Annotated in this window: 11 protein-coding genes and 1 pseudogene; 7 read left to right on the top strand and 5 right to left on the bottom strand. The window is 57.2% G+C overall.

Annotated features, from left to right (window positions below):
* Window positions 1-152: 152 nt before the first annotated feature.
* The 3 genes from AO068_RS20810 to AO068_RS20800 all read right to left on the bottom strand — a co-directional run bounded on the left by AO068_RS20810 (window position 153) and on the right by AO068_RS20800 (window position 3,371).
* On the bottom strand, window positions 153-821 hold the full coding sequence (locus AO068_RS20810; protein WP_057403628.1) for a helix-turn-helix transcriptional regulator: 669 nt from the start codon (window positions 819-821) through the stop codon (window positions 153-155).
* 280 nt (window positions 822-1,101) lie between these two features.
* A complete protein-coding gene (locus tag AO068_RS20805; protein WP_058409317.1) occupies window positions 1,102-2,538 on the bottom strand; it encodes a coniferyl aldehyde dehydrogenase in 1,437 nt (478 codons plus the stop codon).
* 152 nt (window positions 2,539-2,690) lie between these two features.
* Window positions 2,691-3,371 (bottom strand): TetR/AcrR family transcriptional regulator, encoded by a 681-nt coding sequence (locus AO068_RS20800; protein ID WP_058409316.1) that lies wholly within the window; start codon window positions 3,369-3,371, stop codon window positions 2,691-2,693.
* Between the two features lie 163 nt (window positions 3,372-3,534).
* Between AO068_RS20800 and AO068_RS20795 the strand changes: the two genes are divergently transcribed.
* The 7 genes from AO068_RS20795 to AO068_RS20765 are packed head-to-tail and all read left to right on the top strand — an operon-like array spanning window position 3,535 to window position 10,496.
* Window positions 3,535-3,960: a DUF2147 domain-containing protein gene (locus AO068_RS20795; protein ID WP_058409315.1), complete on the top strand. Its 426-nt coding sequence runs from the start codon at window positions 3,535-3,537 to the stop codon at window positions 3,958-3,960.
* 28 nt (window positions 3,961-3,988) lie between these two features.
* Window positions 3,989-4,870 carry a TorF family putative porin gene (locus AO068_RS20790; RefSeq protein WP_010210556.1) on the top strand — a complete coding sequence of 294 codons (882 nt, stop codon included), beginning with the start codon at window positions 3,989-3,991 and terminating at the stop codon, window positions 4,868-4,870.
* A gap of 10 nt (window positions 4,871-4,880) precedes the next feature.
* Window positions 4,881-6,509 carry a xylulokinase gene (locus tag AO068_RS20785; protein WP_058409314.1) on the top strand — a complete coding sequence of 543 codons (1,629 nt, stop codon included), beginning with the start codon at window positions 4,881-4,883 and terminating at the stop codon, window positions 6,507-6,509.
* Window positions 6,506-7,189, top strand: a complete 684-nt coding sequence (locus AO068_RS20780; RefSeq protein WP_058409313.1) for a class II aldolase/adducin family protein — start codon at window positions 6,506-6,508, stop codon at window positions 7,187-7,189. The genes AO068_RS20785 and AO068_RS20780 overlap by 4 nt, the downstream gene beginning before the upstream one ends.
* Window positions 7,186-8,667, top strand: a complete 1,482-nt coding sequence (locus tag AO068_RS20775) for an aspartate aminotransferase family protein (protein WP_058409312.1) — start codon at window positions 7,186-7,188, stop codon at window positions 8,665-8,667. The genes AO068_RS20780 and AO068_RS20775 overlap by 4 nt, the downstream gene beginning before the upstream one ends.
* A gap of 10 nt (window positions 8,668-8,677) precedes the next feature.
* Window positions 8,678-9,298 carry a hypothetical protein gene (locus AO068_RS20770; protein WP_058401559.1) on the top strand — a complete coding sequence of 207 codons (621 nt, stop codon included), beginning with the start codon at window positions 8,678-8,680 and terminating at the stop codon, window positions 9,296-9,298.
* Window positions 9,299-9,320: 22 nt separating this feature from the next.
* Complete coding sequence (locus tag AO068_RS20765; protein ID WP_058409311.1) at window positions 9,321-10,496, top strand: MFS transporter; 1,176 nt, start codon at window positions 9,321-9,323, stop codon at window positions 10,494-10,496.
* A gap of 207 nt (window positions 10,497-10,703) precedes the next feature.
* Here AO068_RS20765 and AO068_RS28845 read toward each other — a convergent pair whose 3' ends face one another.
* Window positions 10,704-11,606: a hypothetical protein gene (locus AO068_RS28845; RefSeq protein ID WP_058409310.1), complete on the bottom strand. Its 903-nt coding sequence runs from the start codon at window positions 11,604-11,606 to the stop codon at window positions 10,704-10,706.
* A 142-nt stretch (window positions 11,607-11,748) separates the two neighbouring features.
* Window positions 11,749-13,498, bottom strand: a pseudogene (locus AO068_RS20755) (hypothetical protein); the annotation flags it as partial.

Below are 13,498 nucleotides of genomic sequence, written 5' to 3'. Positions count from 1 at the left end.
ACCGTTTGACAGAACGCAGGCGTCAGGCAGGCGACAAGCCAGGCCAGCGCTACCTGCAGTAAGGCGCATGGGCGGGGTGATCGATATCACCCCGTCCTGTGGCATTGGCTACCTATTCTGTCTGTTACTCAAACAGTGCTCTTGAACGGCGTTCAGCAGGCTGAACAAGCGCTTTCCGATGAGCCATACATCCAGCGCATCAGCGAGTGCCGACCGCTGATGCCCAGTTTGATGGCGGCGCGGCGCTGGTAACTGCCTACCGTATTGACCTTGAGCGCAAGCCGTTCGGCCTGCTCGATTGCGGTATGACCGGCGAGCAGACCGATGCAGACCTGCATTTCCCGCTCGGACAATGTCATACCTGTTTCGCGCAACCGGTCATGAAAACGCTCTTCGACGCTTTCGGTTTTTTTCGGTTCGACAGTGATCATTGTCATTTGCAAGGCATTGACATGCCTTTCGAGTATCGAGAACAAAAGCGGTGAGATAGTGCTTAGCTGACGACGTTCATTGTCCGAAAACTCATGCGCTGGCAGCGCCCTGAAGACGGTTATCTTGCAGCTGAAGTTCTCCGAGGCCTGCGCAGGATAAAGATGGATCGAGTCGCTGAGCAGCAAGGTGCCGCGTGAGGACGTCACCGTTTCGTTGAAGACTGTGGGTTCCGACGCGGGCAGCGTTTGCCAGGGCTGTGGCAGTGAGGAAAGGTGGGTGGCATCCACGGCAAGCTGAGTATCGATAAGCTTGTGGAACATGCTGGAAAAATGGCCGCTGCCGATGCTGGCTATGGCCCTGCCTATGTGGGGTAGTAATGTGTGTGGCATTGAGTCATCCATGATTTCAGAAATGCTGACACTAGCTTAGACGTCAAACGCAAACAGCGGTCACATCAACTTGGCTGTGAGTGATGTGGCCGCTAGATGCCTGCGTTAGATGCCTTTTAGAACACGGCTAGTTGAAGTGCGCAGAGAATAACGCTCTGATGTTACATAAATACTGGATCATCACAAACAGTGATCATCATTGGCTGCCTGGAAGGCAGGGCAGGAGCTATATCGTGGCGGGGCGACATCCTGTCACCTGACGCGGTTGCTCGGAAAACGTCTATTTGCCGAGCATGAGGCGGGTTACAAAGCGTGTCAGCCGCCCATAAGGTGCCGAGACCTTGTCAGACATGTTGAAGCGACTCAACTTGAGAACGCCGCGAGCATGGGACAGACGAACGAAGCCCTCATAGCCGTGATAGGCCCCGGTGCCACTCTGCCCGACGCCGCCGAACGGCAGATCATCCTGAGTGGCGTGCAGCATGGTGCCATTGATGGTCACACCGCCGGATTGCGTCCGGTCCAGCACCTGGTCCACGGACGTCTGGTTGTTGGAAAAACAGTAGAGGGCCAGAGGCGAGGGGCGATCATTGATAAAGCTTATGGCTTCATCCAGAGAGTCATAGGCAAGTATCGGCAGCAGCGGACCAAAAATCTCTTCCTGCATCAGGTCGGCATCGAGCGGTACATCCGTGAGCGCCATGGGCGCAATCTTACGTTCGTGGGTCGACACCGGCGCACCGTGTTGCCATGCCTTCGCCCCTTTTGAGAGGGCCTGGGTAGCCATGCTCACGAGCCGGTCGTGGTGGCGCTGGGAGATGATCGAGGTGTAGTCCGGGTTACCTTCGAGTGTCGGGTAAAGTTTTTTCGCAGCCGCCAGCCACTCGCCGGCAAAACTGTTTACATGTTCGTGCGGGACCAGTACGTAGTCGGGTGCGACGCAGGTCTGCCCGGCGTTGAACAGTTTGCCGATAGCAAGCATCCGTGCCGCTTTTTTAATCGAATAGTCGTCGCAGATCACTACCGGTGATTTACCGCCCAGCTCCAGTGTCACCGGCGTCAGGTTACGTGCAGCCGCCGCCATGACATGGCGACCTACATGGGTCGACCCGGTGAACACCAGGTGGTCAAAGGGCAGCTCACTGAACCGGCTTGCCAGCAGGGCATCTCCAGTGACTACTGTGACCTGCTCGGCAGAGAACGTTTCACCCAGCAATTGCTGGAGCAGCTCAGAGGTTCTGGGGGTCAATTCCGAAGGTTTGATCATTACCCGGTTGCCCGCTGCCAGTGCCTCTATCAAGGGCACCAGTGTCAGCGTCAGCGGATAGTTCCAAGGCGCGAGAATACCGACTACGCCCAGCGGCTGATAAATGACCCTGGCAGTCGCAGGCTTGAAAACAATACCCACCTTGCGTCGGGAGGGCCGCATCCACGCCTTGAGATGCGAACGAATGTGCTTGATGCCATTGATGACAGGCATCAGCTCGCCGAGCCTGGTTTCAGCGAAGGAGCGGTTGCCGAAGTCTGCGCTGACCGCTTCAAGCAACCTGTCCTGATTGTCGCTGACCACTCGCAAAATGGCGTTGAGGTCGGCGATTCGTTGAGCGTAGGAGGGCACCCCTTGCGCGCGAACTGCAGCTTTCTGCGCCTCGAACAGCTCGGTTAGCCCCGGAGCGGGAGACGGCGTAGTGGGCGTGATCCTTGCGGGCTGATTCATGAAGCTGCTCCTGTGGCTGCGTGTTTTTATAAGATAGATGCAGTGTTGCGATTACGTTCTGGCTCACGTAACCGGACAGAACCATCGCGGACCGATGAAGGGGCGATCCGGCCGGTTCAAGTGGCCGAAACGGTCAATCTGGTCTCGCGTATTCATCTGTCAGGTGCAGGTTCGGGATCAAGGCGATCCAGATGGCTGACGATCATCGCCGCTACCATGGCGCAGGTCTTCGCCGGGTCGAGAGGCTCATCGAACAGCAATTCGATGGTGGCGTGAATCATCTCGACCGCCACACGGGCAACCATAGCTATCTGCTTGGGATCAGCCTCGGGAATAGCGCTGGCAATGATCGCGGCCTGGGCCTTGGACACCCTTCGGTGAGAGTCGAGCCGCACATGCTCCAGCGCAGGAACTGCCCTTAACGCTTTCAGCGTCCACATGCCGCCCAGCGTGGCGTCGGTAACCCGGTAAGTATCCAGAATCAGTTCGGCAAGCGCCTGCTCCAGAGCCTGCGGCGTACCTGCGATCAGCTCGGGGGTGATCCAGTGATCAATCCGCTCGTTCTGCTTCTCCAGCAGACGCTCACCAAGAACCGTCAACAGCGCGTATTTATTGGGGAAATAGCGGTACAGCGCTGGCGGTGTAAGGCCTGCCCGTTCGCACACGAGATTGGTCGACAAGCGCTCTATGCCGACCTCGCACAAGGTATTTGCCGTGGCGACCAGAATGCGTTCGTAGGTTTCAGTGGCGCGTTGCTGCGCAGGCAGCTTCTTGCGCTCGAGGGTTTTTCCTGCGACCTGCGCAGGAGAGGGTTCAGTTTTCAGCCTGGCCATAAGTACCTGTCAAAAAAGAGTGGGGCGCCAGCAGGACGGTCGAAAAAAACAGTTGCTCCACGATAAAATGATAGCTATAACTATCGTGTAGCGATGACTATCATAACTGAAGCGTCGTTAGTGTGACGGTTTGTTAAAACAAAAAATAAAAAAAGGTGACGCTATGAACGCACGGCAATGGCTTTTCCTCTCTTCTCTTCTGATGTGCTCCACCGGTATTCATGCTGCTGCGGGTCCGCTGGAGGCAAAGGGCCTTTGGTTGACGGCGGAAAAAGACGCCGTGGTCAAGCTTGACGACTGCGCAGACAAGGCAGGCGCCATCTGCGGGCAGGTTGTCTGGGTCAAGGATGTTGCCTCGACGTCGAGTGACTGCGGTGTACAGATTCTACAACTGACCCGCTATGACCAGGATGCCTGGCGCGATGGCTGGGTATATGACCCCCGTGATCAGAAAAAATATAAGGGCGCCGTCCGGGTCAAGGACGGACGCCTGAATGTAAGGGCTTTTGTCGGCACCGAAGTTCTCGGCAAGACAGAGCAATTCGAGCGTATCGCAACACTGCCTCCTGCCCCGGTTTGCAAATTGTAAATCCGGCCCTTCAGCGTGGGAGAGAATCATGCGCACTTATACAACTCGCTATGTAATGGCTGCAGCATTGTGCTCCGCAGCAGGCAGCACCCTGGCTATCGCCGATGAAATGTCGAGCTACGCGGTGGATATCACCGCCAAGGCCAGCTCGGACATTCGCACCCGCGGCATTTCCGATTCCCTGAATCGCCCAGGAGCCAGAGTAACCATTCAGGTTGCTCATGAAACAGGCCTGGTGGCGCTTGCCGAATTTTCTACGGTCAGCAAGAAGCAGTTCCTCGACGGTGATGGTCTGGGAGTGCTGCTCGCAGGGGGTTATCGCTTTGGCGATCCCGATGCCTGGCACTATGGTGTAGGGCTGGCGGCGGAGATGTTTCCGGGGGCGCAGTTCAAAGCGCCCAATCGCTTCGACTTCGAGACCTTCACGCCGGGCGATGAGCATACGACCAATTACAACAGTCAGTTTGCCGTGCTGGAAATCGGTTATGGCGCACTTGAAGGCCGAATTGCCCGGGTGCTGTCGAAGAACTACCGGGGCGCCAACAGCGGTGGCGTGTGCGGTGCGCAATTGCAGTTCCGTGAGGACCCGACCAAAGGCCTGGAATGCTATGCCAAGGGTGACCAGAACTCCCGAGGCAGCATGTTGTATGACCTGGATTATAAATACGCGCTGGGCATCAATACCAACCTCAAACTGCACGCCGGTTATCAGCAGATCGCCAACTTTTCGGAAGCGAACTTCGCTGACTACGGCGTAGGTCTGGTCCATCACTGGTGGGGCTTTGACTGGGGACTCGACTGGGTGACAACCAAGACCCGGGCGCGTGAGCTGTATATGGCCGAAGACGACGGACATGTGCGAACCACGGATGGCAATCGCTGGGTGGCGTCGATTTCCCGCACATTCTGAGTAGACCTTTATGACTTCGCTTTTCATTTCCCGGACGCCTGAGGCGGTTACCGGCCTGGAGCAACTCGTCCTCGCGATTGACCTGGGAACGTCTGGCTGCAAGTGCGCACTGGTCTCCATGGAGGGAGACATCCGGGCCTGGGCGTTTCACGGTGTGCCGTTGCATGTCAGTGGCCTGAGTGCAGAGCAGGAGCCGGAGGACTGGTGGAATGCTTTCATGCTTGGCGCCAACGAGTTGCTGGGAGCCGACCCGCGCAGGCGTCGTCAGGTGGTGGCCATCTGTTGCTCCACGCAAAGCGAAGGCACGGTCTGTGTCGACCGCAATGGTGCCGCGATTGGCCGGGCACTGCTGTGGCTGGACAAGCGCGGCGCCGACTCCATCAAGCAGCGAATGGGCGGAGGCTGGTGCAATCTGGGCGGCTACGGGCCACTCAAGCTCTGGCGTTCGTTGCGACTGACAGGCGGGGTGGCGTCTCTGTCCGGGATGGACTCGGCCGGGCACATGGCCTACATCCTTGATCATGACCCTGCACGGTATGAAAAGACCCACAAATTCCTGAATGTGCTCGACTACATGAACATGCGGTTGTCGGGTCGTTACTGTGCGACAGGCGACTCGATGCTGACCGCCTGGATTACCGACAATCGGGACCCTCACCGCATTCGCTACGATGACGGGCTGATAAGGGCACTGGGTATCGACGCCGGCAAACTGCCTGAGCTGGTGGGCTCGACCGAAGTCATCGGCACATTGAAAGCCGAGCTGGCAGATGTACTGGGGCTACCTCGATCAACGCCCGTGGTTGCAGGTGCCGTAGACACTTCGGCAGTGGCTGTTGGTGCCACGGTGCGGGACTTTGCTCCGCACCTTTACCTGGGCACCTCGTCCTGGGTAGGCGCTCATGTACCGTTCAAGAAATCCAGTGTTCGCCACCATATTGCTGCGGTTCCCAGTGCGGTCAAGGGCCGTTATCTGGCAATGGCCATGCAATCGGCTGCAGGCGCCAACCTGTCGTTTCTGCGTGACAAGGTGCTTTACCACCCGGACGAGCTGTTGAGCGATGAGCAACAGCCGGATGTATATGCCTTGCTTGACCGTATCGCAGCGCGCGTGCCGCCGGGTTCGCGGGGGTTGATCTACACGCCATGGCTGTGTGGCGAACGCTCCCCGGTTGGTGATCCGAGCCTGCGTGCCGGCTTGATCAACCTGAAACTCGAACATTCCAGGGAAGACATTATCCGGGCCTTCATGGAAGGCGTTGCCCATAACACACGCTGGATGCTGGAGCCGTTCTCGCGGTTTATCGGCCAGTCGAGCGGAATCATCGTCGCCACCGGCGGCGGAGCGCAATCGGATGTGTGGTGCCAGATCATGGCCGATGTCTGCGGGCGGGTCATTCAGCAACCGCACAACCCCATTCAGACCAACGCCCGCGGAGCGGCATTCATTGCTGCAGTAGCGCTCGGGAAGTTGCAGTTCAACGATCTTCCGACACTGCAAAGGCCGCATCGACTGTACGAGCCATCCCGGTCAACCCGAAACCTGTATGACGACCGCTTCGCCACGTTCAAGGAAGTCCGCAAACGCCTGGCACCGCTGTATCGCAGGTTGAACCCATCGCAGGAGACGACACTATGAACAATGTCCAACAACAGATCGTCGACCTGTCGCGGCATCTCTCACGCCGCGGCTTCTTCGCCGCCACCGGCGGCAACCTCGCGCTGCGTATCGACGCGCTGCACATCGCGGTCACACCTTCGGCCACCGACTATTTCAGCATGCGACCGGAGGATGTCTGCGTCCTGCGGCTCAAGGATCTGCAGCAACTGTCGGGTGAACGTTCGCCTTCGGTGGAAAGCGAGTTGCACGCCAAAGTCCTGCGCAGTCGCCCGGATGTCAATTGCAGTATCCACACCCACCAACCCCTGGCCAGCGCTTGCACATTGTTCGGCAAAGCGCTGGACGTGCCTTACCCGCCGCTATGGAAATCGCTGGGTAAACGCATTCAATTGGTGGGTTACGCGCCGTCCGGCTCCGGCTGGCTGGCCGGCAAGCTCGGCCGGGCAATCCGGCCGGATCACAACGTTTACCTGATGCGCAATCACGGCGTTCTGTGTTGCGGTGCGGATATCGAGACAACCCTGATGCGCCTGGAGGACCTGGAAACATTCTGTCGTGATCATCTTGTCAACCAGATCAAAGTCAATACCCGTGGAAAACCTGAGTCACGCGCTGCAATAGCCCGCCTGATCGACGCCCTGACCAGTTCCAGCTCGCACGCACTCAGCCCTCAGACTTTTTCAGAGACTCAATCATGAACAAACCTCTTGATCCTGCCAGCATGCCTGCAATTCCCGAATCGGCCGTGTCGCAATGGCCGGACGTCGACTCCCTCTACCGCCGGTTCGACGAACTGGTGAAACAACCCATTCGCCCGATCAAACGCGAAGCAATGAGCAAGGTCATGGGCTATTTCGACGAGCACTGCCAGGGCTCGAAGCGTCTTTCCGAGGCAGCCAAAAAAGTCATACCGGGAGGTGTGCAACACAATCTCGCGTTCAACTATCCGTTTCCGCTGGCCTTCGCCCAGGCTAAAGGTGCGCACCTGACGGATGTCGACGGCAATCGCTACACCGATTTTCTACAAGCAGGTGGCCCCACTTTGTTGGGTTCGAATCACCCGGCCATTCGCGAACAGGTCGACCGTATTCTCGATGAATGCGGGCCGGTGACCGGCTTGCTGCATGAATACGAAGTCAAGCTGGCCGAACTGGTCTGTGAAGTGATGCCCGGTGTCGACATGCTGCGCTTGCTGGGCTCGGGCACTGAAGCGGTGATGGCAGCGGTACGCCTGGCACGCGCCTACACCCGCAAGAGGTGGGTGATCAAAATCGGCGGCGCCTATCACGGCTGGAGCGACCAATTGGTCTACGGCATGCGCCTGCCGGGCACCGGACGCATGGAGGCGGTGGGTATTCCGCGAGGCGCTACGGCAAACACCCAGGAGAGCCCGCCCAATAATCTGGATGCATTACGCCGCAGGCTGCAGATCAATCGCCTTCGTGGCGGCACTGCAGCGATTATGGTCGAACCCTTCGGCCCGGAAAGTGGCACACGCCCGGTACACGCCGACTTCAACCGACAGTTGCGTGCGCTGTGCAACGAATTTGGCGCACTGCTTATTTTCGACGAAGTGGTCACCGGGTTCCGTGCGGGTCTGGGCGGCGCGCAAGCTTATTTCAATGTCATGCCGGACATCACGGTACTGGGTAAGTGTCTGACGGGAGGCTACCCGATGGCGGGTGCCATTGGCGGACGCAGAGACGTGATGCAACTGCTTGCCGGTGGCATTGGCACATCCTCGCGAAGGGCGTTCGTGGGCGGGACGCTGTCGGCCAACCCGCTGTCGTGCGTCGCCGGTTATTACGCGCTGCTGGAGGCGCGCCGCCTGAACGCGCCGGCGCTGGCGGGCAGGGCGGGCGACCGCATGCGCGCAGGACTTGATGAAATCATCAATCGACGTGGCTTGCCTTATGTTGCCTACAACATGGGCTCCATCGTGCATCTGCAGACTTCCGGTGTGCTGCTGCTCGACACCAGTAATCCGCTCAAGCTGCTGAGGGCACGCAATGAGGCCAAGACCCGCAAGCACATGATGGAGGAGATGGGGGCCGCGTATACCGCTCATGGCCTGATCACCCTCGCGGGCAGCCGTATCTACACCAGCCTGGCAGACACCGACGACGTCATTGATGACGCGCTCGAGCGGTTCGACGCCGTTTTTCAACTGGTGTGAGGTGAGCACCATGCGCGATTTACTTCGAAAACAGTGGTTTGAGCTGCGCGAACGGATGATGGGTCAGGTGGACTCACACAGCAGTATTTCATTGCGCTTGCCAGGCGAGCAGGGCATGTGGCTAGGGAAACTCGACGATCTGGCACCGCAGGCTGTCGCTTTTTCCGATTCCGCAGAGGATGAGCGCCAGACCCACGCAGCTATCTACAGGGTTCGTGCCGATGTCGGCGCAATCCTGATCGGCGGTGGGGCCTTTGCAAAAAGCCTTGTCGATTTTGGAGGTGTCCTGCCGATTCTATTTGATGAGCAGGCACGTCACATAGGCCACATGGGTTCGCCCGCCAGTGCTGATAGGCCCCTGGCACATGCATTGACGCGTGGCGGGAATGCCGCGGTTATCGATGGAATCCCTGCTGTGATGGGGACCACAGGCCCTCGAATGGTGCTCAACGCAGAATTGTTCGAAAAGTGCGCCAAGGCCTACACCCTGGCCAAGGCGTGCGGCGCACACCTCACGCTACTGCCCTGGTGGGTGGTGCTGGTCGCCAACGGAAGGCTGATGAAAGACGAGAAGCGGGCGGCGCAGTGCTTTGCCGAAGGCAAGATCCCACCAGAAACCCGCGGTTACTAAAACTTCTCAAGAGGCGCATGCCATGCAAACGTCGTCCGCTGTAACTCGCAGGCATTTGAGTGCCGCATTGGCACTGGGCTCTGTCGCGGTATTGATGGTGGGACTGCAGCCGCTGCTGCTGGGCGAATTGCTCGCGCAAAACCATGTGTCGCTTGAGGGCGTAGGGCTGGTCGCCATGGGCGAAATCGTGGCGCTGGGGCTGGGCGTGGTACTGGGTGACTTGCTGCGGTCAATGCTCAACCTGCGCCTGCTTACGGTCATTGCCATTCTGTACGCAGCCGGAATGGACCTGGTTACGGCCAACGTCACTGGCGACGGACCGTTAACGGCGGCCCGCTCGCTCGCGGGACTGGCCGAGGGGCTACTGTTATGGGGGGCCGTGAGCCTGATCGTTCAGGGGCCTGCGCCGGATCGGGTGGCAGGAGTGTTCATGGTGGTTCAGACACTGGCTCAGGCACTGATAGCCGCAGCACTTGCATACCTGATATTGCCTGATCAAAGCGTTTACGCAGGCTTTGTGTTTCTTGGAATCCTGACCGCAGGCTCCGTGCTGTTCGTTGCCTGGCTACCCAAACGGTTGCCGCAACAGCCTGACAAGCAACCGGAAGTATCAGGCTTCAAATGGAACCTGAAGCAGGTGCTGCTATTGATGTTGGTGTTCATGCAGCTCTCGGCGGTAGGCGGTCTTTGGGCGTACCTGGAACCGCTGGGCATTCACGCAGGGCTGGATGCGCACTCGGCTCAATTGCTTGTCTCGGCGATGCTGTTCATGCAGGTCCTGGGCGGCTGTCTGGGCATTTTGCTGGTGCGCCGGGTGCCTGACTATTCGATGCTGGCCGCCGCAGCACTGCTCTTGGCGAGCATTGCGCTGGGCATGTACATAACGGCTGATCGGGGCGTAAATGTATTTCTGGGCCTGTGCGGTCTTTTTGCCCTGATCTACCTGATGCTGACGCCGTTTCAGGTGCGCATCGCGCTTCAAATCGACCCCTCGGGACGCATCGCCGGGCTCATTCCGGGCATGCAACTGCTCGGCTGCGCATTCGGACCGCTATTGGCGTCGCAGTGGGTGTCTGGCGACAACGCTCAACCGGTGCTGCTGGTCAGTGTCTGGCTGTCGGTTACGGCGCTGTTTCTGGTTGCGCTGTTGCACCGGCGGGCAGCCAGTCGAAGGGTTGGCGTTGCACGCAGAGCTTGAACCGTGCGCGAGCAGCGGCGGCGGGGGCATTGCAGTTGAAAGGCACGCCGCTTTCGGAGTTGTTTTGAAACTGGTGGTGCCTGGATCGTTCAGGTGATGCTGCTGACATGCAGACTGCCGCGACGCATTTGGGCACTTGCCGAAAGCGCTATGCCTCTTCAGCTTGTGACATTGAGCGTAGAACCACCGCAGACGTGAGATGGCACCTCAAGATCCGTAATCCACATACCGCGCCATAAGGTTAGGACGGCTAAACGTATCGATCGCATAAACCCGCTGCCACATAGCATCGACCTCGGCCTTGAACGTGGCGTCATCCATGTCGATCCAGTAGCGAGGGTCGCGGCCGCGCTGCTGATCGTAGCTGGCAGTGACCGGATCCAGGTGCCGGTATGGTTCAAAGAGGGGGATGTCCGGAATCGGGCCGCTGGTGTCCATATAGTTTTGCAGGAAGTCCCAGAGTGCGCAGGGGCGTTGCTGGACGTCGTCGGCGTTCATCAGCATATGAAAATTGATCTTACGGTCTTCATAGCGATGCTGAAGCAGTAGCCCGTATGTAGGACCGTGAAGATTATGGGTGGTGGTCATGTAGGCATCGAACTCATAAAAAGGCGCAACGAATTCCTCGATCACACCTTCTTTTCGATGGCGTTTATAGTCGAATATCGTGACCAGACCGGTTCTGCGATTAAGTTCCCAGTCAGGGCCTTTGGGGGGACGAAACCACAGACGGGGAAAATGGTTCACGACGATGTGGCTTATTGACCAAAGCACCAAAGGAATGCCTAGAATAACTGGGTAAACTTCAATGAGTAGCTTAATAGTGGTCGCTTGCCAGCTTTCCCGGGACGCCGAAATTATTAATGGGTGTGTCAATAGAAGCGCCGCAAGAAAAACAAAAAAACTGCCTCTTCCGAACTGCAGCATAATGATCCAAAATTGAGAGCGAAATGGAAGCGGTGCAAACCTGAAGCGCTCTTGGTCGCACTTGTTGTGGAGCTCTACACCCTCAAACATTGCAGGGGTATATATTCCCATCTTTATATTTTGCTCTTTTTTGTTTGCGCATGATTCCCAGAATCTCATGCCTTTTGGAGTTGCATCTTGCATCAACTCAATTGATGTCGCCTGCTGTGTTGATCCCCATGGAAGGCGTCTCGATGAGTGGTGAGTCTGTTTCTGCAGAGACGCTTGCTCGGGAGTTTTTTCAGGGCTATAAGCTCGCGAGCTATAGTAAGCTTGTGCTTTCGATTTAGTCATTGAAAGACCCCTTATAGGTCACTTCATCTGCCCAAAACGGCTGGTCAACCTCATTGAAGCTTGGTGTGGCCCAGTTTTGACTGTACTGAGTTGAGTCTCTAAGTTTTGGGGCAGGGAAGTAGCGTTTTTCTCTCTTGGTGATCAGGATGAACTGAGCTCTTACCGCCCAAGTATAATAGTGTCTACTGCTGCTTGTTGGTGAGACCTGATTAATTGGAGTTGTAAAGAAAAGCTCCAGAGCATCCGCGTAAAGGCACTGAGCGTTGGGCGCCTCAGGTCTGTCAGTGATCTCTTTTTGTGCGATATAAGGTATACCCTGATTACTCATCTTTTCAGTAATACGGCAAGTCCTGCATTCAGCTTCAATGCTTAGACTGTCAAAGCTGCCGATAAGCCCCGGCAAGCGACTCCGCAGGCGAACGATGGTGTCCGAGCGGCGTATGGCATGAGGTAGTTGAGCATAACGGTCAAATGTGGCACGGGGATCATAATCAGGATTTTTTTCGATGGAGATGCTGATGCCGGCAAGCAGGCTGGTCAGTCTATAGAACGCTTCTGATGGATCTTGTAAATGTTGATCAATTGAATTGCTCTCGCCGAAAGGACCATTTGCAAGCCATGACTCTAGTGGTGTTGGGCTGAGCATAATGACTAAACCGACACCCATGCCGATAAGCAGTAATGCCGCCCAGCCCGCTGGATTGAGTCCTGATAAGACCGCCGCACCTCCAAACATTGAGCTTAAAGAGCCGGAAAGGCCACCCATCGCTATTAGCAGATATCCATACATAGCTTGATCGTTCCACTGCCAGGAATGCCAGACGTCGTAGAAATTGATAGCGGCTAGCAAGCCTCCTGAAGATATCTGCGCTATCAGTCGGGCCGATATTTTTTTGGTCACGGCTGCGCCGAGTGTTACTCCCAGCCATTTCTCTGCACCTTCTACGGATATCTCATAGAAAATCTTCCGACTAAAAAAGTTTTGTTGCTGCACGCCAGTTAACTTAACGGCCAATGCCTCCACAGCGATGATCAAGTCAACACCCGCGCCGATCACTCCTGCACTTGCTCTTAAAAAGCTTTTTTCACGATTTGCTTGCGCAAGCGCCTCACTCTCCGAACTCACATTCCAAACCTCCAGCATCAGCACCGCCAGACAAAACGGTGTCGACCCCAGCACCCGATAAGCCGCCTTGTTCTTCTCCGCATCCAGCCCCTCAATGGCCTCACTCAGCCCGCTCTTCGCCCGAACATGACCCCGTTCAGCATCACCCACCGCACCGGCCGCTTCACGAGCTTTTTTAAGCGTTCGGTTCATGTCGCCGACCACCTGCGCGGTCTTGTGGCCGCGGGGGATCACCAGCACCAGATGGTCGCCCTTGGGCAGGCGGGTAAAAGAGGGATGCGGTTGGGCGATGTCGCCAAATGGCGTTCCGTCGGGTCTCAGGTATTCGCCGTAACGTGTTTTTGGCAGCGACTCTCTGCCGGGCAGGTCTTCCAGGCCGAATACGTAGTGTTGCGGCGTGACCTGATTACGGCGGATCAGGAAGGCCGCACCAAAATGCTCGGGCATCATGCTGCGCAGTTGTTGTACGCCTCGGCCCTGGCGGTTGACGTTGATCTTGTCGGCGTTTGCACCGAGGCGTTCTTGCATCTGGGCCAGTCGGTCGTTTGCCGACCGGACGTTGGCATTGGCGCTGTTTGCATTACCTTTGGCTGACGCAAGAGTCTGGCTGGCTTTG

Origin of the sequence: Pseudomonas sp. ICMP 3272 (genome assembly GCF_001466905.1) — a bacterium.
Lineage (GTDB): Bacteria > Pseudomonadota > Gammaproteobacteria > Pseudomonadales > Pseudomonadaceae > Aquipseudomonas > Aquipseudomonas amygdali.
The sequence above is the reverse complement of the archived record's forward strand: the minus strand, read 5'-3'. Positions and strand labels throughout refer to the sequence as shown.

Coding starts and splice junctions, on each gene's coding strand:
- AO068_RS20810 (WP_057403628.1), bottom strand. CDS start 821: ATGCCACACACATTACTACCCCACATAGGCAGGGCCATAGCCAGCATC.
- AO068_RS20805 (WP_058409317.1), bottom strand. CDS start 2,538: ATGAATCAGCCCGCAAGGATCACGCCCACTACGCCGTCTCCCGCTCCG.
- AO068_RS20800 (WP_058409316.1), bottom strand. CDS start 3,371: ATGGCCAGGCTGAAAACTGAACCCTCTCCTGCGCAGGTCGCAGGAAAA.
- AO068_RS20795 (WP_058409315.1), top strand. CDS start 3,535: ATGAACGCACGGCAATGGCTTTTCCTCTCTTCTCTTCTGATGTGCTCC.
- AO068_RS20790 (WP_010210556.1), top strand. CDS start 3,989: ATGCGCACTTATACAACTCGCTATGTAATGGCTGCAGCATTGTGCTCC.
- AO068_RS20785 (WP_058409314.1), top strand. CDS start 4,881: ATGACTTCGCTTTTCATTTCCCGGACGCCTGAGGCGGTTACCGGCCTG.
- AO068_RS20780 (WP_058409313.1), top strand. CDS start 6,506: ATGAACAATGTCCAACAACAGATCGTCGACCTGTCGCGGCATCTCTCA.
- AO068_RS20775 (WP_058409312.1), top strand. CDS start 7,186: ATGAACAAACCTCTTGATCCTGCCAGCATGCCTGCAATTCCCGAATCG.
- AO068_RS20770 (WP_058401559.1), top strand. CDS start 8,678: ATGCGCGATTTACTTCGAAAACAGTGGTTTGAGCTGCGCGAACGGATG.
- AO068_RS20765 (WP_058409311.1), top strand. CDS start 9,321: ATGCAAACGTCGTCCGCTGTAACTCGCAGGCATTTGAGTGCCGCATTG.
- AO068_RS28845 (WP_058409310.1), bottom strand. CDS start 11,606: ATGCAAGATGCAACTCCAAAAGGCATGAGATTCTGGGAATCATGCGCA.